The sequence below is a fragment of the Paenibacillus sp. FSL R5-0713 genome, from assembly GCF_037973325.1.
Classification (GTDB): Bacteria; Bacillota; Bacilli; order Paenibacillales; family Paenibacillaceae; genus Paenibacillus.
On sequence record NZ_CP150229.1, the window covers coordinates 6,270,504 to 6,290,002 of the forward strand.

Here is a 19,499-nt window from a genome sequence, read left to right on the forward strand (position 1 = left end):
AAAAGAATCACAAAAAATAACCCGTCTGCACAATTAATGTGCAAACGGGCATTTCATTGGCGCATCTCCGGCCTGTGGCTGGGGATGCTCTACCTGTGCATTCTGCTGCTCACTGCTTCGCAGTTCTGCGGCAGATGCCACGCCATCTTTCAGGGTATACGCCTGATCCTGATGGAAAAAGTTCGGCTTCACAATCTCATTGCGATACGAGCTGTGGAAAATATGCGTCGTCGCCGGGGAGACTGGCGGAATCAGCCACACCCAATCCCCGGTCAGCTCACGCCTAGCCTTCTCTTCCCGCTGTTCAAAGAGTGCAAACTGCGCTGCCGCCGTGTGGTGATCGACAATGCTCACGCCTGCTTTCTTAAACGAATGCAGCACAGCGACATTTAACTCCACCAACGCCCGATCCTTCCACAGTGTCGTTTCACTTGACGTATTCAACCCAAATGCTGCGGCCACCGCAGGCAGCTTGTTATAACGGAACGTGTCCGCCAGATTACGGGCGCCAATCTCCGTACCCATATACCAACCATTAAACGGCGCTGCCGGGTAGGATATACCGCCAATCTCCAGACGCATATCGGCAATCATCGGCACACCATACCAACGCATACCCAGCTCAGCAATCTCCTTCTGCTCCGGGTGCTCAATCATCACTTCCACAATCTCTTCTTCGGGTATAACATACCACTCTGGCGCTTGTCCTTGTGCCTGAATGATGAGCGGTAACACATCATAAGAGCCACCTGTTCCTTGCCAGCCAAGTGACATGGCTACCTTGGTCAGCTCCACGGAAGCAAGATCGCCAATAATGCCTTGCTCTGTCTCATATCCTGCATAACGAATGAGCTGATGATTCCAGACACGTACCGGGGCTCCATTCGGACCATCCGGAGGAAGAATTGTAATCATCGGAATGACCTTGCCTCCGTTGGATGCCACATGAATATGATTCAACACAGCATCCGCTGCCGGGCCTGCCGTATCGGCATGACGGGCATCCACAATCCGCAATTTATCCCAGAACAGCCGCCCGATGCAACGGTTGCTGTTCCGCCAGGCCATTTTGCAACCCTGCTCCAATTCTTCTGTGGTATGCACATAGGTACCCGTTACTTCGATCTCCTCCATAACAGCAACAAGCCGGGCCTGCGCGTCTTCACGCGAATGGCCCAGCTCTTCATAACATGTATATATAAACCGTTCAGCTTCTTCCTGCAATTGTTCCAGGTCTGACCGCATCATTCATTCCACCATTCTGTACATCTTGGATGCCATCATTATACGGCAAGCGCACTGGATTTGTAAGCGAACGGGCACTTTGTTCACGGACTCTACATATCGTTGTCAGGATGAAGGGTAACCTTGCTTATTTGCCCAGAAATGCGTTTAACATCCAGACCTCTTTATCCAGCGCAGCGGTGAAACCAATTAACATATCTTCTGTTGCGTTATCTTCTGCTTCTCCCGCTTCGTGAATACCTTGATGAATCACTTCCACCATGGTACGCAGATCAGCAACCACCGACTCTACCATACGCTCAGCAGACAATTGGCCTTGTACCTCTTCAATTGGAGACAGACGCAGCTGTTCAGCCATCGTAGCCACCGGACGTCCACCAATGGCAAGCAAACGTTCTGCAACTTCGTCCATGTTCGCCGTAGCCAGGTTGTACAGTTCTTCGAATTTGGCATGCAGTGTGAAAAAATGAGGTCCTTGGACATACCAGTGGAAGTTATGCAGTTTCGTGTAAAGTACGGACCAACCTGCGATCTGACGGTTCAGGACATCTTGAAGTGCTGTGGCATTGTTAGCAAAAGTGTTGTTTCTAGTTTGGATTGTGCTCATGGAATTTATCCCCTCTCGAATATAAAAATAGAATGTAAATGATTGTTATGGCGCTGCTTTGATTCATCGTTTTAATTTAGACTTAATCTAAATCTTGTTTTAATTATAACACTGCATTTATAGTTTGGGAAGGCTTTTGCACTGTCTTGTGAATGAAGATTCCATGAAGTACAACTTCATAGAATCAACGGCACAGGCGTTAACGAAATGAGAGTTGTAAACAAACTATTCCTCAACGATTGGAGCTATGATAGACTCATCTGATTGGGTTTCCATATTATTTTGGATTAGGATGATACCATCATAAGGAACGTTGCCCTTGTAGGAAGTTAACTTAGTCACGATTGCGGAGGTAAACATGAGGATATTTCAATTTAAAGAAGAGTCAGGGAAAAAGATTACCCAATTTGATTCTAATTTCGTCATGTCACGTATTACGCAGACTGACAAAACAGCTCATATCGGATGTATGCACTTGCCTGAGGGTGGAGTAGTAGGTTATCACCAAGCTGTGGTTCCTCAACTGCTTTTGATCGTAAGTGGAGAAGGTTGGGTTAGAGGCGAAGCAAACGAATACATTAAAGTGCATTGTGGGGAAGCCGTACTCTGGGATAAACATGAATGGCACGAAACCAAAACAGAAGCTGGACTCATGGCCATTGTAATTGAAAGCGAAGAGTTAGACATCTCATTATTAATGCCTTTATAGAAGGTATAACGTAAGAAATGAAGTCTTTCTTTAAACACTAAAAAGCAGACCTGCACCTAAAACGGTAACAGGACTGCTCCTTTCAACAAATATCTCCTTAAACTCGGAAAACCTCAAAAGTCAGAATACGACTGATCTCTTCATAGCTCGATGCTACAAAATGAGGCTGATGATCGGATTCCGGCAACGCCTCCCGATGATTGAACCAGATAACCTTCCAGCCTGCATCCACTGCACCTACCACATCATTACGCCACGAGTCTCCGATGTAATAGCTGGAACGGGCATCTGTCCCGGACTGCTTACTCACATATTCAAACAATCTGCGATCCGGTTTCGCATAACCAGTCGTACCAGAGATGAAGATCAGATGCTCGTCCACGAGACTGAGCACATCCAATGCTTCAAGCTTGCGCCGCTGATGCTCTCCTTCTCCATTGGTGATTAGTCCAACGGTATGGCCCTCTGCCTGAAGCCTTCTAATTAGCTCATAGGCTCCTTCAAAAGGCACAATCTCAAACTGTCTGCTCAGATACCGAGCTTGCAGTTCTTCAGCCTGACCTGGTTGTAGGGCGAGTCCAAACTCCTCCATCGTCAGCTCAAACCTCCGACGGCGCATTCGCTCCACCGCATCCGGCTCCGGTACAGCAGACAGATCTTCTTGTGCAGACAGCCAGTCACTGTAATAACGAAAACGGTGATATGCCTCAGCATAAGGGAAATCATCCGGCAAGCCGAGAACGTCCTGCAACGCGCCACGAATCGGCTGTAAATGATCATATAAGGTATCATCCACGTCAAAAAATATGGTTTTAGCATGATTTATTTCATTCATAATCGTTTTCTATCCTCCTGCTATGAGTCCAAACATTCTCTTCTTACTATATATGTAATCCTATGCCTCGTCCAAAAGGGATTTGGTAGACGTGGACAATCAATAATTGCTACATCCCAGTTACTGGAATATAATTTATTAAGGATCACATCCAAAATGATTAAAAGGTGGAATGAACATATGAGTACTACAGTAGAGAAATGCACCGATTGTGGAAGCACATCTTTCGTACAGGCATCCGACTTCATTAATCTTCGTCCAGTGGATAAGAAATTGTCGATTGGTTCAGAAAGAGTATATACCGTTTGTTTGGATTGCGGAGAAGTGGTCTCCATTAAGGTGAAGAATCCAGAGAAATTAATATAAACAGGGTTCGTATTAACTATAATTATTACAAGAACATAATAATACGTATATGAATTAGCCAAAAAGAAGCCCCGGTTCACTTGAGTGAACCGGGGCTTCTTTTTCTTATAGAACACACCAACGATATAACAACGAATAATCTAATCAATCATCGGAAGAATACCACCAGATGTGTCTATCCCACTTATACAATCAACGATACAACCTTACCTGCATTTACATCAATCAGGCCATGGTCAGTGATCTTCAGAGCTGGACTTACCGCAAGAGAGTGAGTGCTGATCGACATGATCGGGTTGTAATGCACGTAACCAAGAGACAACATGGCTGCACGCAGTTCCTTCACTTGATGGGATACCACTGCGAGTGGTTCTTCCGTCAGAATGCCACCTACGGGAAGTTCCAGATGGGACAGCACCTTGCCATCTTCCACCACGCAGAAGCCACCCTGGCTCGAAATTACGGTGTTAGCTGCCAATATCATATCTTCACGATTACGTCCTACAACCAGCAGGTTGTGATTGTCATGTGAATATGTCGTTGCAATGGCGCCTCGTTTGATGGTGTCTCCACCGATCAAGCCATGTGCTCGATTGCCGTTCACACCATAACGTTCAAAGGTCGCGATCTGCGCATATCTGCTCTCTTCCCAGCGCAATTCGCCATCCGAAGACTGAACCGGTGCAATATGTTCTTCCACAAAAGTAGAACCATCCTTCACCATCATGACACGGCAATGGTACTCACCTTCACCAGCGAGATCAACACCTGATCCACTGACTTTCGGGTCGGACAACTGAATAGCAAAATCTGCTGCCCCCAGTTTCTCTAACTGCACACTCTTATAGAAGTGAGGTGGGAATTGCCCGATGATCCGTTCCTGCTTATACGGTTCGTAATCGTCATAAGCTTTGCGGCCATTTTTGTACACCTGATCAATGGAGAGATCATGCAAGTTGGATACCAGCACATAATCGGCCACTTTGCCAGGGGCAATGCTGCCGCGATCGGTCATTTTCATCCGGGAAGCAGGGGTAGACGTTGCTGCGTAGATCGCATCTTCCGGACGCATCCCCATCTGAATTGCCTTGCGTACGATATGATCCAGATGACCACGCTCCACCAGTGAATCCGGCATCACATCATCTGTGACGAAGCAGAAGTGCTGCGCCACATCATGTTGAATCAGATACTCCATGACTTCGGGCGTCATCGATTTCTCCTGGATTTCAATAAACATACCTGCTGCAATCCGTGCCTGTAATCCCTCAATGCTCTGGTGGGTATGATCGGAATCAATACCTGCGTAGATCAGTCGATGCAGATCGAGTCCAAGCAGTTTCGGTGTATGACCTTCGATCACGAGATCAGGATAGTTTTTGCGGATATGCTGTAAAATCTGGTTCGTCTTGCACTCCGGATCACGGATGACATCGACATAGTTCATGATCTCACCCAGACAGATAATCTCGCCAGTGGCGAGCAGCACGTCCATATCTTCGATTTCAATCGAACCACCTGTCGTCTCCATCGGGGTTGCCGGAACGGAGCTTGGGATCGCATAGAACATGTCCACCGTCGTCTCTCGACTTGCAGCCATCATCTCCTGAACTCCTTCAAGCCCAAACACATTCGCCATTTCATGCGGTTCTGCAACAATGGACGTTACCCCGCAGCCAATCAAGCCATGGGAAAAGGTTTCCGGTGTCACCATCGTACTTTCAATATGCAGATGGATATCGATCAAACCAGGAATCATGTATCTTCCTCGTGCATCAATGACTTCGTCTGCCTGAATCATCTCCGGTCCACCGGGTCCAACATATAGGAATCTGCCGTCCAATACAGCAGCGACGTTGTTCATTTCAAACCGTTTATAATAACTGTTATACACATGTACATTCACAATCAGTTGATCTGCACGCATGGGGCATAATCTCCTTCTTCACAAGCATTTCACTGCGATCCGAACCGGACAATGAACCTGCACTTTAATCTGCTGTGCTGCACATGACTGCGCACCACCGCCATCATCCGGAATCATCGCATGAGTTGCTTTCTTCGCTGCTCTTATTTCTTCAAGCTATTCCATACATTCATAGCTACTCTACCAGTACAAGCTTGTCCTGTGGGAAGATCAGGCTAACACGCTGCCCGCTAAGGTACGGTGTTTCCATCTCCTGATTGGCTGTAAAGTCACCCAGTTCCGTCTCAACTACATACTGATAGCTGCGTCCCAGATACGTGCTGACTTTGATAATGCCCGGCAAAGCGTTCACCACATCCGCAGAGGTATCACCACTTACGATCAGATCATCCGGGCGAATCGCGCCTTTACGTGCACCGGGACGTGCTGTTCCGGGATGTGCTGTTGCTGTAAATGTGCGTCCACCCGCATGTAATGTGATGACTTCACCTGCATCGCTGCGATCCGCGAATTCAATAAAGTTATGGAATCCGATGAATCGTGCGACAAACTCCGTTGCCGGATATTTGAAAATCGTTTCCGGGCGGTCGAGCTGCTCGACCACACCTTTGTTCATGATGGCTACCTGATCAGAGATCGAGAAGCACTCTTCCTGGTCATGAGAGACATACAACGTTGTAATGCCCAGCTCTTGCTGAATCCGGCGAATCTCCACCCGCATGTTCAGGCGCAGGTTCGCATCCAGGTTACTGAGTGGTTCGTCGAACAAGAGCAGGTCAGGCTCAATAACCAATGCGCGAGCAATGGCCACACGCTGACGCTGTCCACCAGACAGTTCTTGTGGAAAACGTTTCTCAAATCCGTTCAGGTTAACCACTTCCAGGATTCGCATTACACGGGAAGAGATATCCTTGTCTTTCACCTTGCGCATCCGCAGGCCAAAGGCCACGTTGTCATAGACAGACAAATGCGGGAATAATGCATAACTCTGAAATACAAATCCGAAGTTGCGCTTGTTCGCCGGAACCTTCGTATAATCCTTGCCGCCGAACATAAACTTGCCCTGTGATGCTTCCAGAAATCCGGCGATGAGGCGCAGCGTAGTTGTTTTGCCGCAACCGCTCGGTCCGAGCAGGGAGAGCAGTTTACCTTTTTCCAGCTCCAACTGAAAATCCTTCAGGATTGTCTGCTTATCGTATGCCACGGATACGTGGTCTAGTGTCAGCAATGCCATAGCGTTCTGCGCCTCCAATTAACGTTTAGTAAAGTATGAAAATCCGCCCATGATCCGTTCGATCACGAACATTAAAAGTCCGGTTAGTACCATCAATAGCATGGAAATCGCTGCAATCGTTGGGTCAAAGTAATTCTCCACATACGTCAGCATCTGAATTGGCAATGTACTTACCCCTGGTCCGGTCATGAATACCGAGATGTCCACGTTGTTGAACGATTCTAGGAAGGCAATCAACACCGCAGCGATAATGCCTGAGCGGATGTTGGGAAGCACGATTGTGAAGAACGTTCTCACCCGTCCCGCCCCAAGACTCAGCGCAGCTTCTTCCACGGCGAAGTCAAAGCTCGACAGACTCGACGCGATAACCCGAATGATGAATGGAAGCATGATAATCGTATGACCAATCAATAGTCCAAGGTACATCGGCAGATGGTAGATTACGATCAGATATTTCATCAATGTAAAACCAAGCACGATTCCCGGGATCAGTACCGGGGACAGGAACAGTGCGTTCAGCACGGACTTGCCTTTGAAATCGTAACGACTGAGTGCATACGCAGCCGGAACTCCAAGCACCAGTGCCAACAGGTTCCCCAGCAAGGAAATGATGATGGACGTCTGGAACGTGCGGAGGAAACCGCCTGTGTTGAAAATATTCTCATACCAGCGGAAGGAGAACCCTTCCGGCGGAAATTTGAGTACCGTTCCCGGTTCAAACGAAGTGATCGATATGATCAGAAGCGGGCCCAGCAGAAAGATAAAGACCAGCAGACTGAACAGGCCCAGCCCGATATGTTTCTCCCGCATATGTCTACCCCTTCGGATTTAAAGTTTTGGCCATTTTGTTCATGACACCGACCACGACAAATGTAATCACAATCATAATCGCGGCAACAACCGAGGCCAGATACCAGTCGTTGAGGGTCATGGCGTTCTGATACAGGAACGTAGCAATCACGCGCTGCTTGCCTCCAAGGAGGGCAGGTGTGGTATACGCCGTCAGGCTTCCGACAAAGACAAGCACGGCTCCGATCACAAGTCCTGGCACAGCCAGCGGGAATACAACCCGGCGGAATGCCGTAATGCGCGATGCGCCGAGACTTTGCGCTGCCTTGAGCAGGTCACCGTCAATGTTCTCCAGCACGCCCACCAGAGAGATAATCATCAATGGCAGGAACAGATGCGTCAGACCGATCATCATCGCTGCTGGCGTGTACAGAATATCCAATGGCTTGTCCACGATCCCCAGACCAACAAGGGTGTTGTTGATCAGCCCTTTGCGTCCAAGGATGATCATCCAGCTAAACGAACGAACAACCGGGCTGGTCAGCAGTGGGAAGATCGCCAGTGCCAGCAAAATGCCTTTGCGGCGCGGCGCTTTCTGCGAAATATAATAAGCTGTCGGGAATCCGAGCACCACACAGACGATGGTGGTGACCACGCTGACTTGCAGCGTCGTAAGCAGTATTTTCAAAAAGTATGGGTCTCTGAAAAAATGCATGTATCCTTCAAACGTGAAGGAGTTTTCTTGGAAAAACGTCGATCCGATCGTCAGGACAATCGGAATGATCATAAATGCCGCCAAAAACACGAATCCCGGCAGCAATAGCCAGTAGATTACTGATTTTTTCATCGCCATACTCCTGACTTGTAAATTTAATTCGAGATTGATACTTGAGTACTCCGATTGCAGTACCGTCCTTCGATCCCTGTTATCCCCCGATTTAATGATTTATTTTCATAGGTAAAAATCGGGGGATAAAGGGGAACGCTTCGCTTCTCCAGATCGGTTCTGCACTCTCCGCAACGTATAAATATCTAATTGGGGCAGAGCAACTACGCGTTTAACGCGTTGATAAACAGTTCAAGGAAAGCTTCTGCGTCTACGGTTTCGCAGACGAGGGTGTTGGGCTGCTCGCCCAAACGGTTTTGGAAGTCGCATACCATCTGGCCATCGCACAAGCGGCTGGCGGTTTCGACATCGACGTAATACGATTTGCGTCCAACGAGTTCGGGGGCAAGGGCTACGCCCACGGCCAGTGGATCATGCAACGCGCAAGCGCGAACACCGTTCATTTGTTCATACCGGTTGATGTAGATCTCCGTGCTCTGAGCCACGTACGCGCGCAGTGCAGGATCGGTGAGACGCTCAATCGTTGCTTCATTCAACAGCGTTTGACGCGTCACATCCAGTCCGACTTGTGTAAGTTTCTCGATGCCTGCGTGCAATACGATGCGTGCCGCCTCTGGATCAGCGTATGTGTTGTACTCGGCTGTCGGCGTAATGTTGCCATGTCCGCGAACCACGCCACCCATGAAGATAACTTCCTTCAATAAAGAAGGCAATTCAGGACACTTCATCAGCGCGAGTGCCAGATTGGTTAATGGAGCAGTCATGATCAATGTCAGTTCGCCTGGATACAACTTGGCTTGCTCCACGATAAAGTCCGGCGCAAAACCTTCCTCGGCTTGCTTGGACACCGCCGGATCAGGCAGTGCACCGCCCAATCCGTCCTGTCCATGTACCCGGTGTTCATAATGCGACTTGCGAGTAAGGGGTCCTGCCGCTCCAGCAATCACCGGAATTTCAGGTGCACCCGCAAGTTCAAGGATTTTGCACGTATTCTCTGTTGCCTGCTGGAGTGATACGTTCCCACAGACTGTGGTGATACCGAGAATGTCCAGCTTCCGGCTTTTGACCGCCAGCAAAATTGCCAGTGCATCGTCAATCCCCGTGTCCACATCCATAATGATGCGATTCAGCGATTCACTCATCCGTTCTCAACTCCTATACGGTGATTGGTTGCTTGCTGCAAATGATAAGTTGAACATGTTGATCCAAGAAAACTTTTAAGTCAGTCGGTTACTTGTTTTTATTGTGCAATCTCGCGGTTCCAGCGATCTGTCCAGCCTTTAACCTGTTGATTGACGAATTCCATATCCAGTTTGTTCAGCTTCTCAACAACGTCAGCACCGTAGGTTACGCCTTCTGCTTCTTCAGCAGTCAGTTCAACCTTGGTATTAACCGGAGAGTCAACTTTAGCTTTAGCAGATTTTGCTTGTACATCTTGGCTAAGCTGCCAGTTAATGAATTCTTCAGCCAGTTCTTTATTTTCGCTGCCCTTCACGACATTGATCGTGTTCATCACGGCATATGCACCTTCGCTCGGTGTAACAAACTTCGCATTAGGTACAGCTGCTTTCAGATCTTTGAAATACATTTCCATGATCGGTCCGCCTGCAATCTCTTCCTGAGAGAACATGTTCACGAACTCGGACGTTTGGCTATAGAATTTCACCACATTGCCGCTCAGTTTTTTCAGTTCAGCAAATGCCGCATCTTCATTAAACGTATCATTACCAGCTACACGAGAAGCTGCATCCACAACCATCGGGCCTGCTGTTGCCGTAATATTCGGGATAGTCAGATTACCCTCAAACGCCGGGTCCCACAGGTCACTCCATGAAGTCACTTCTTTGGAAACGAGGTCCGGGTTATAAGCAATTCCAAGCTGTCCAACCGTGTAAGCCGGGCCATAATCTTCACCAAGCGGGGCTTTGGCAATATCATAAATGTCATTTACATTTGGAATTTTGGAGCGGTCGATTTTTTCAAACAAACCTTCATCAATACCTTGTTGTGCATAGTAGTCAGACAGGTAGATCACATCGACATTGGATGTACCTTGACGAATTTTGTTCAGACGTTCAGCGTTATTGCCGACTTCCAGAACGATGTCTACATTATGTTCTTTTTCAAAAGGACCAAATACCGATTCATTGAAGAAATCTTCGGAGAAGCCCCAAGTGGAGATAACCAATTTGGTAGCTGCTGTTCCCCCACTGCCTGATCCACCTGCTGCATCCTCTGTGCTGCTGCCACAACCTGCAAGTAATACCGATGTCATTGCCACTGCTGCCAAACCGCTAATCCACTTTTTCATCATGATCCTGATTCCCCCTGATATATGTGATGTGTAAAAAAAACAAAAAGAAAAGCATTCTTGTATAAACAAGAACACTTTTCTTCGTAAACAAAGGAAAGCGACACCCGCTGCCGGTACATCATCGGTTTCTGCTTCAGAATCAATCCGAAGACAGACGCCATCATATGAAATTGTACGGAACCTGATCATGGATCCGGGCCATAACCTTCGTATGCTTCAACAAGAATCTATCCTGCCGATCCATCCTAGGCCTGTTCCAGAATCACATTCGTGATCGCCCACTGGGTGGACGCATCATAATCCCGCAATATAGCTTCAATTGGCAAACCCATGTGTTGCTCGAGCTTCTCCCGGAATTTCTTCTTATATAAGACAGACATGCGGAAGTCCACTTCCAGCTTTAAGCCGGGGGCCTCCCCTTCCAGGGCGTCAGAGCGCGGTGAACGTCGGTGCTTCGCGTAGAAGGTCACAATGTTCTGGTCAATGGTCACTCTCAGGAGAGTGGTGCCAAATCCGAACAGTTCCTTCGAGATTTCGTTATAATACTGGCACATCTTCTTCTTGCTCTCATTGCTGTCCAGTAGTTCCATGAACTCACCCACATCTCTTACTACCGTACATTCGACGTGTTAACACGATTGATTATACATAAATCTTCTGAAATGAGCAACCCAAAAGATATACTTAACATGTAAATCACACACAGAAGCGAACGATAAGATATTTGCCTCCAAAAAAAATTCGTCTTAAACCGCAGTAAATTTACATTAATATGCCTGCATGTAAGTCCTATACTATTGTTACTTCTAAACTTCGTTTTAATACACCGTGTTCGAGTCTTCGTTTCAACTTTCCTTAAAAGGGTATTAATTCCTGCAAAACATAGACAAACTTCGTCAACAACCGTTAAAATGAGACACAATGTTAACATGCTTTTATTTTCTAGAAATTGGAGGCTTATACCATGCAATGTCCAGTATGTAACCACGAAAATGGAGATGCCCAGTTTTGCGAGAGGTGCGGATCTAATCTAACACAAACTAACTCTTCACCCTCTCTTGTAAAGAACCCGGAATCTGCTGCTGCTTCAGAACCTGAATATACTCGCTGGTCCAGTACGCAGAACACATCTTCCGAGGCACCCGTTCGACCGAACACAACATCCGTCTCTACTCAGAAACAACAGACAACAGAATCAACAGGCACCCATGATCATGATTCTGCAGGAGACAACAGCTCCAATCAGTGGAATAATATCGTGCAGAATGAGAAAGTTCAGCAAGCCAAAGAAGTAAGCAAACAGTATCTATCCTATTTCCTCAGTGTATTAGCTCGTCCTTATCAGACGATGAAAACCGTTGGCGACCAGCATTCACTAAACGGATGGCTAACGATGGCGCTGATTGCAGTCCTATCTTCTACATACTTCTTAATTACCTTTAGTCGCATAGGCATGGACGGCTTGTTCATTGGTGGATTTGTAAGGCCGCTATTGTTCACCGTCATTATCCTGATTGCCTCAATTGCACTGATGTACGCTATTCTGAAAATTGAAAAAATAACCTTTCGTCCCAAAACATTGGTTGCCCAGTTCGGTACATTGCTTGTTCCTGCTGTCGTATCCCTTGTTCTGGCGAATCTGTTTATTATCATCTCGTATTCCATCGCGATTGCCTTGCTTGTGATCTCGTACATCATCATATTTGTTGCTCTGAACTCGGTGCTATTCCACTATCCACTGAATCGTACTAAAGCAGCCATCGACAGTATGTACAGCGTACTCATCGCCAATGTGGTCGTATTCTTTATTCTGTATCGATTGTTGGGTGAGGTTATTATGGGACTGATCGGATTGATGCTGTCGCCGTTTGGTCGTCTGTAAAAGTTATCCCCGTTATCCGTAAAATTGTATTGAGGCGCTCCCTGCTCACGTGGGGAGCGCCTTTTTTTTGTTTTCCAAGGCAGCATTGCACTGTGCATGTATCATACACTATAATGTGTAGTGCAAGAGGTATGTTCTTATTTACGTAATAAACCAATCCAGCAACTCCCCGTTAAGTAATGAAAGGATTCATCTTTGCCATCAACACTACATCATGTAGTGTTATGTTTACTCATTTTACAAAGAAAGCAGAGGAACTCTCTATGGACATGACCAATATGAATCATATGCAAATGGAGCATGAGGCAGGTACATCCTACCTGTGGCTCTTCGTAGGTGTAATTGTGTTGCTGTTCTCCATCGCCGCCTATATCTGGGCATCACGCACACAGGGCAAAATTCTGGGCCACATGAAAAAGAAAGAACGGGCAGACATCCACAAAAAAAGTCGATCCCTTCGGCTGTCTGCACATGTAATGATGGCTGTGTCGATTATTACGTTTGGCCTGTTCTTCATGCAAGGAGCAGGTAAAACATATAATGTAGCCGATCTGGAATCCAACGCGACAATCGATGTGACGGACGATAAATATTATGGGGCTGACCATACGGAGGACCCTATCCAGTATGAGATGACAATTCCAACATCCGGGCCGCATAATCCGCATGATATCAAGTTTGGATTTTACACCGACTTCCCGGGCTATAATTACCTGGTACACAATCTGGAACACGGGGATATCATCATCTATTATCGTGAGAACGCAAGCGAGGATTTGAAGGAACATCTGAAATACCTCGCTAAATTCCGCGAAGCCGGAGCAGGTATTCTGGCTGTACCCAACAAGGATATTCCCGAAGGCAGTGAAGTCGTGGTGACCGCATGGACCAAAACGATGAAACTCGACCAATTCGACGATGCCAAAGTGGGTACTTTTATCAATAAATATATTAATCAGGGACCTGAAAAGATTCCTGCCTCTGTTCGCCAGGGCGGCGGAACAATGTAATGGCGTAATTACTTAGTCATGTGAAGGCATCAAATCGTAACCATGAAGCTTGTACCAATAATGTACTTGGTCAATATAATATTAAAACGTAATTAGCTCCCGGATCAAAATTGAATTGGGGGCTAATTCTTTATCGCCCGGATGCCGATATTTCAAGTAGAAAACTGTATATTTGATATACAATACATACGAACCAAAGAAGCGACAAACACCATCTAAAGAGACGATTCATCCAACAGATCAAGGGGGAACACTTTTACCAATGAACAGTTTGTTTATGCGGATCTTTTTATTTTTTTCCTGTCTGATGCTGGCCGCGGGTGCGGTTCTTGGCATTACCATGTACCGTTCATCGGCGCAACTGGTCGAACAATCCATGGGGATGCAGGCACAGGCTGTGGCTGAACGGGCAGCTGCATTAATTGATACTTCTCTGTATGCACCACTCAGTACCGGACAGAACGAGACAGCGTATTATGGCATATTGCGTGAGCAGCTCAGTCAACTGCGCGAGGCCAATGGGCTCAAGTATCTGTATACACTGGGTACACGAGAAGAAAATGGAACTAATACATATTTCTATGTTGTGGATGGGGCCGCTGTCGATGTGGCAGAGAACGACTTCTCCCCTTACGGTTCCGCAGAAGAGACCCCTTACGCGGGTATGTTACAGGCTTTTGAGCAGAATGAACCTATTCGAGGCGAACTCACCCAGGATGACTATGGAGCTACCATTACAGCGTATGTGCCCATCCATGGGGCTGACGGAAAAGTGTTGGGGTTAGTCGGTGCGGATCTGGATTCCACTGCGGTCTATGAACTGATGTCTCGCAACCGTATGACCATGATCTGGACAGCGCTCGTTATTGTGCTGCTCAGTGTCTTGTTGGTGTATGGATTCGCACACTACTTGACCCGCCCGTTGGTGAAACTGAAGAAGTTGATTACCGAAGTGGGAAAAGGCGACCTGACCGTCAACGTCGAACTTGGACGAAAGGACGAAGTCGGACAGCTGGCTTCCGAATTCAAACATCTGGTCACAGATACCCGTGATGTTATGACGGGCATCCGTCAAAGTTCCGATTCTCTGCTGCAAGCCGCAGAAAGTGTATCGAAACACTCGCAGGCAACTGCCGAAGCGAGTCAGCGTATTGCCGAGCATACCCATCATACAGCCAGTGGAGCTGCCGAACAGGTGGCACGAGCAGGCGAAGTCACCGTTGCCATGGAAGAGATCACGCGCAGCATGCAGCATATTGCGAACTCTTCTTCTATGGTCGCGGATGTCTCGCAGGAAACGACCAATAATGCGGTGCAAGGTCAAGCCAACATCAACACGGCAATAGACAGCATGGACAAAATTCATCAAGCGAATGTGCAGATGGTGGCCTCCACCTCTCAGCTAGAGCAGTACTCTGATAAAATTGAGTCGGTTGCACATCTAATGAAGGGTATCGCTTCACAGACCAATCTGCTCGCCCTTAATGCGAGTATTGAAGCGGCTCGTGCAGGAGAGTATGGCAGCGGGTTTGCAGTGGTTGCCTCAGAGGTTCGCAAACTTGCGGGGGAATCAGAGCAATCGTCCCAGCATGTCACCGAACTGATCGCCGAGATGACACGTCAGACTTCCCTGTTGTCAGAACATATGTCAGCAAGCACATCTGCCGTACAGTCCGGTCTCGCTGTTGTACAGGAAGCAGGTCGTTCGTTCACATCCATTCATACCGGAATTGAGACGATGAATGAACGTCTGCACGAAGTATCCGCAGCATCCGAGCAGCTGTCTGCCAGCGCAGAGGAAGTGTCCGCTTCCGTGGAGGATATGGAGCATATCTCGCGCGAATCCTCTTCCAGTATCCAACAGGTGTCACACGCTACCGGAAGCCAGCTGCAATCCATGGATGAGATGAGTGCATCCGCTGAATCCCTCCGGGTACTTTCCAGTGAACTGAGCGGGCTAATTAGTCGATTTAAAATATAGCGGGCAGCTTAGATTGTTAGATATAGCCCACAACAAAAAAGCCGCACGGCAGGGACGGGATTATGGGGTCAACCCCATTTCCAGACACTGCCTGCGGCTTTATTTTTGTTGTACCTTTAAGGATGGCGAGCCCTAAGGCTGCCTGAATTAGTAGCGCTGCGGAGCAGCTTTTTTACCCAAATCCGTCATGTACGTAAAGAACGCTTCCGGATCGGTATCATACACCAGTTGTACTGGGCGTCCGTCTGCTTGCTCCACTGTGCGGCCTTGGCTAGGACCATCCGGGATGACAATACAGTTGACCGTTTTCTTCTTCACGATGTCCTCGCGTCCAACGGAAGCCGTTGTCAGCACATCCCACAGATAATATGTGGAATTTGTCTCACTGTACACCAGTGGCGGACAACCTGCGTAACAGTTCCCCAGGAAATCTACACCTTCGAAGCGACGCTCTGCTGCCCAACGGTTACGAACGGCTGGAGTCAGAGGTACTTTGTTGGTGCTTTCGAGTGCAACCAGATCGATCTGGATGCCGCTCTGCCATACACGGTAAGCCGCTTCCGGGTCCCAGAATACGTTCCATTCCGCTGTGCCGTCATGCTCAGGCTCTTCTACGTTACCACGCTCGAATGTGCCACCCATCCATACCAGCTTGTCGATTTTCTCTTCAATGTCTGGTGCTTCGTCCAGTGCACGCGCAAGGTCTGTCAGTGGTCCTGTGAACAGGAGCAATGTTTTGCCTTCGGTGTTACGCACTTTCTCGATCAGATGCTGGTGTGCAGGAATAGCAGAGAGTGGTGCTTCCATTTTGCCGGACTCGTTCAGTACAGGAAGTGCATCTACATAGAAGGAATGCAGTCTCCACGCCGCAGGAAATGGATTTTTTCCTCTGGAGTTGGATTTGGATACCTCTACGGAATATGTACCGAAACGATCGATAATTTTACGGCTGGCATCTGTTGCTGGCTCCAGATATCCGTCTGCCGGAATAACCGATACACCGGTTACATGTACATTGTCCATTTGCAGAAGCATGAACAGCGATACGAGGTCATCCACGCCGCCGTCATGGTTAAAATACACATTAAGTTGGTTCGTCATGCTTGCTTTCATCCTTCCCCTGGTTGTCCCATTGATGTTGATTCATCCGTCTGCCCTAAGCCGACGCTTCCTCTATTATGTCCCATAACCCTTGTCTACGTAAACCTTCCCTACGCAAAGAAAACAAGGATCACGCCTCATCCTGCGGATATTTTACAGTTCCACCATTCCATCTCAGGAGCAGACCCGTCCAACTAATTCCATGCCATTGTTATGCAAAAAGAAATGGACAGCCGGCTCGAAGCCCCGCTGCCCATACTACCCATCCATGCATTACACGGACTGGTTCTGTTTCTCTTCATTCTTCTCGGCAATCGGTACATACTTGCCTGGCCAGAAGGCCCATTTGCCCAGCAATGTGGTGATTGCCGGAACCATGAACGGACGTACTAGGAATGTATCCAACAACACACCAACAGCCGTTATAATACCAAACTGTACCAACACCTGAATTGGCAATGTAGCAAGTACCGCAAAAGTTCCTGCCAAAATCAGGCCGGCAGAGGTAATAACGGAGCTCGTCTCACCGACGCCTTCCTTAATGGCTTGACGAAGCGGCATCGTTTTGCGTTTTTGCCAGATGCTGGAGATCATGAAGATGTTGTAGTCTTCACCCAATGCCACCAGGAATACGAAGGAATACAGCGGAATCGCGCCTTGGATAGCATCTGCGCCAAGGCCATAGTGAATGATGATCCAACCCAGACCCAGTGCAGAGAAATACGACAGAACAACCGTTGCAATCAGATACGCCGTAGCTACAACAGAACGCAAGTATAATAGCAGCAATAGTGTAATCATGCCGATGACCACCGGAATAATGATCTTGGCATCCCGTTCTCCAGCCACTTCAATGTCATACTGCTCTGCTGTCTGACCATCAATCCAGACCTGACTGTCCGCATTGGTTACACCGGCATCTTGAAGCGCCTGTTCCGCAGTAGCCCTCAGATCCGGAATATGCTGCATCGCCTCCATGGAGTATGGATTCAGATCGAATTCCACATCAAAGGCGGTAATGTTGGCGTTCTCGGCACCCTGTTGGGCATCGCCTACTTTGCTAATGTAGTCCAGTGATTCGAGACGCTGCTTCAGATCGGTTTCTTTGCCACCTGAATCTACAATCACTTTTACCGGAGCCAGCTCGCCTTGGGAGAACTGTTCACCAATGACCGTGAAACCTTCGCGGGAAGGTACATCCTCCGGGAACGAAGACAACAGATCATATGTGAATTTAACCTGAGTTGAGAATGCTGCCAGTCCTCCCAGCAGTACCACGGTAATTGCAAGCACGGCCCAAGGTTTAGTGACCACCGTACGGCCAATCCAGCTTTCCTTCACTTTGCGTGGAGCAGGAGCCGGCTTGCCTTTTTTCTTGGCTCGTTCCACTTCCATCTCATGAGTACGCGGTACGAACGGGTAGAATGAACCCCGGCCGAAGATCGCGAGAAGTGCCGGAACCAGTGTCAGACTTGCTATAAACATAATAAAGATGGACAGACTGAATGGTACGGCAAAACGATGATATGCCCCATATTCAGCCAGCAATAGCACCAGCAGTGCTGCAACGACCGTGAATCCACTCATGGCAATAGCGCCGGAAGATCCGGTAATGGCCTGGAAAATGGCTTTCTTTTTGTCCGGCTCATGATAGAGAATCTGGCGGTATCTGGAGATCATAAACAGGCAGTAATCCGTTCCTGCTCCAAATAACAATACAGTCATGATTGAGATGGACTGTGCGTCTACCGTAATCCAGCCTTGATCCGCCATGAATCCGAGAATCGGACTGGTCACCATATACGCGAATCCAACCGCAATAATTGGGATAATCGCGAGTACCGGCGAGCGATAGATCAATAGCAGCAACACCAATACCAGTACAACCGTAGCGATCAACAAGGATACATCGGCGGAGGAAAACAGTCCGCTCGCATCAATGGATATTCCTACGGGCCCTGTCACACGAGCAATTAGTGTATTAGTATCATCTATAGCCACATCGAACGGGTTTGCCCCGAAGATGTCTTGTGTTTTTTGCTCAAGTGCTTCAATGCCTTGCTCTAATTGTTCTGCATCGGCACCTTCATTGAAGAAAAGCGGCATAACCAGGGTGCTTCCGTCTTCCGAAAGCTGGCCTTTCAACGCCTGTGGCGGCAATTGATAGAGTGGCACAACGGACTGCTGCTGTTCTACCGGATCTTGATCCAGTCGTTCCGTTAATGCCTGAATGTTCTCAATCTGCTCATCCGTCAAACCGCCGGCTTGACGCCATACGATCAGCGCGGGCAATCCTTCACCACCAGGGAATTCCTTCTCGGCAAGTGCAGCTGCCTGAACCGATGGTTTGGACTCACTCAGATCCTGCGCGTTATTAGTTTCACGATCACCAACAGCAGGCCATACCATGCCAAGCACAACGGCAATAATGATCCATACCAACAGTGTAATCCATTTGCTTCGTTTGCCAGCAACCCAGCGACCATAACCCGAACCTTCCTGCATTGTCTCTTCATCTCCCTATTCTGTTTCTATGAAGCCCTATTTATGTGATGATGTAGTAATGAACCACGGGTCATAGTATAATCGACTTAATTATATATACCGGAAGGTTAATTTTGCAATGCCTAATTTGTGAACTTGCTAAACTAG

17 protein-coding genes are annotated in these 19,499 nt (G+C 47.9%); 5 read left to right on the plus strand and 12 right to left on the minus strand.

Features of this window, described 5'->3' with window-relative positions:
• Positions 1 to 33: 33 nt before the first annotated feature.
• Entirely contained in the window at positions 34 to 1,245 is a 1,212-nt protein-coding gene (locus tag MKZ12_RS27910; RefSeq protein ID WP_339261537.1) for a nitric oxide synthase oxygenase, read from the minus strand.
• Between the two features lie 127 nt (positions 1,246 to 1,372).
• Positions 1,373 to 1,852 (minus strand): DNA starvation/stationary phase protection protein, encoded by a 480-nt coding sequence (locus MKZ12_RS27915; RefSeq protein ID WP_339238446.1) that lies wholly within the window; start codon positions 1,850 to 1,852, stop codon positions 1,373 to 1,375.
• A 358-nt stretch (positions 1,853 to 2,210) separates the two neighbouring features.
• On the opposite strand from MKZ12_RS27915, the gene MKZ12_RS27920 reads away from it, so the two are divergent.
• Positions 2,211 to 2,561, plus strand: a complete 351-nt coding sequence (locus MKZ12_RS27920) for a cupin (RefSeq protein ID WP_339257792.1) — start codon at positions 2,211 to 2,213, stop codon at positions 2,559 to 2,561.
• A 97-nt stretch (positions 2,562 to 2,658) separates the two neighbouring features.
• Here MKZ12_RS27920 and MKZ12_RS27925 read toward each other — a convergent pair whose 3' ends face one another.
• Positions 2,659 to 3,396 carry an HAD family hydrolase gene (locus tag MKZ12_RS27925; RefSeq protein WP_339257793.1) on the minus strand — a complete coding sequence of 246 codons (738 nt, stop codon included), beginning with the start codon at positions 3,394 to 3,396 and terminating at the stop codon, positions 2,659 to 2,661.
• A 180-nt stretch (positions 3,397 to 3,576) separates the two neighbouring features.
• On the opposite strand from MKZ12_RS27925, the gene MKZ12_RS27930 reads away from it, so the two are divergent.
• Positions 3,577 to 3,762, plus strand: coding sequence for a hypothetical protein (locus tag MKZ12_RS27930; RefSeq protein ID WP_339257794.1), 186 nt, complete (start codon positions 3,577 to 3,579; stop codon positions 3,760 to 3,762).
• Positions 3,763 to 3,946: 184 nt separating this feature from the next.
• On the opposite strand, the gene MKZ12_RS27935 is transcribed toward MKZ12_RS27930, so the two are convergent.
• The 7 genes from MKZ12_RS27935 to MKZ12_RS27965 form a co-directional block, all read right to left on the minus strand.
• Positions 3,947 to 5,689, minus strand: coding sequence for an adenine deaminase C-terminal domain-containing protein (locus MKZ12_RS27935; RefSeq protein ID WP_339257795.1), 1,743 nt, complete (start codon positions 5,687 to 5,689; stop codon positions 3,947 to 3,949).
• Positions 5,690 to 5,864: 175 nt separating this feature from the next.
• Entirely contained in the window at positions 5,865 to 6,923 is a 1,059-nt protein-coding gene (locus MKZ12_RS27940; RefSeq protein ID WP_339238458.1) for an ABC transporter ATP-binding protein, read from the minus strand.
• Between the two features lie 18 nt (positions 6,924 to 6,941).
• Positions 6,942 to 7,733, minus strand: coding sequence for an ABC transporter permease (locus tag MKZ12_RS27945; RefSeq protein ID WP_124116640.1), 792 nt, complete (start codon positions 7,731 to 7,733; stop codon positions 6,942 to 6,944).
• A gap of 4 nt (positions 7,734 to 7,737) precedes the next feature.
• Positions 7,738 to 8,559, minus strand: a complete 822-nt coding sequence (locus tag MKZ12_RS27950; RefSeq protein WP_036612869.1) for an ABC transporter permease — start codon at positions 8,557 to 8,559, stop codon at positions 7,738 to 7,740.
• 203 nt (positions 8,560 to 8,762) lie between these two features.
• Positions 8,763 to 9,689, minus strand: coding sequence for a nucleoside hydrolase (locus MKZ12_RS27955; protein WP_339261538.1), 927 nt, complete (start codon positions 9,687 to 9,689; stop codon positions 8,763 to 8,765).
• Between the two features lie 110 nt (positions 9,690 to 9,799).
• Positions 9,800 to 10,870, minus strand: coding sequence for an ABC transporter substrate-binding protein (locus MKZ12_RS27960; protein WP_339261541.1), 1,071 nt, complete (start codon positions 10,868 to 10,870; stop codon positions 9,800 to 9,802).
• Positions 10,871 to 11,118: 248 nt separating this feature from the next.
• On the minus strand, positions 11,119 to 11,463 hold the full coding sequence (locus MKZ12_RS27965; RefSeq protein WP_017691786.1) for a Na-translocating system protein MpsC family protein: 345 nt from the start codon (positions 11,461 to 11,463) through the stop codon (positions 11,119 to 11,121).
• A gap of 374 nt (positions 11,464 to 11,837) precedes the next feature.
• Between MKZ12_RS27965 and MKZ12_RS27970 the strand changes: the two genes are divergently transcribed.
• The 3 genes from MKZ12_RS27970 (at position 11,838) to MKZ12_RS27980 (ending at position 15,746) form a co-directional block, all read left to right on the plus strand.
• Positions 11,838 to 12,755, plus strand: a complete 918-nt coding sequence (locus MKZ12_RS27970; protein ID WP_339257796.1) for a zinc ribbon domain-containing protein — start codon at positions 11,838 to 11,840, stop codon at positions 12,753 to 12,755.
• A 263-nt stretch (positions 12,756 to 13,018) separates the two neighbouring features.
• Positions 13,019 to 13,765 carry a DUF3105 domain-containing protein gene (locus MKZ12_RS27975; RefSeq protein WP_339257797.1) on the plus strand — a complete coding sequence of 249 codons (747 nt, stop codon included), beginning with the start codon at positions 13,019 to 13,021 and terminating at the stop codon, positions 13,763 to 13,765.
• 262 nt (positions 13,766 to 14,027) lie between these two features.
• Positions 14,028 to 15,746: a methyl-accepting chemotaxis protein gene (locus tag MKZ12_RS27980; RefSeq protein WP_339257798.1), complete on the plus strand. Its 1,719-nt coding sequence runs from the start codon at positions 14,028 to 14,030 to the stop codon at positions 15,744 to 15,746.
• A 147-nt stretch (positions 15,747 to 15,893) separates the two neighbouring features.
• On the opposite strand, the gene MKZ12_RS27985 is transcribed toward MKZ12_RS27980, so the two are convergent.
• A complete protein-coding gene (locus tag MKZ12_RS27985) occupies positions 15,894 to 16,847 on the minus strand; it encodes a nucleoside hydrolase (protein ID WP_127548851.1) in 954 nt (317 codons plus the stop codon).
• A 273-nt stretch (positions 16,848 to 17,120) separates the two neighbouring features.
• Positions 17,121 to 19,352: an MMPL family transporter gene (locus tag MKZ12_RS27990; protein WP_339257799.1), complete on the minus strand. Its 2,232-nt coding sequence runs from the start codon at positions 19,350 to 19,352 to the stop codon at positions 17,121 to 17,123.
• Positions 19,353 to 19,499: the final 147 nt, after the last annotated feature.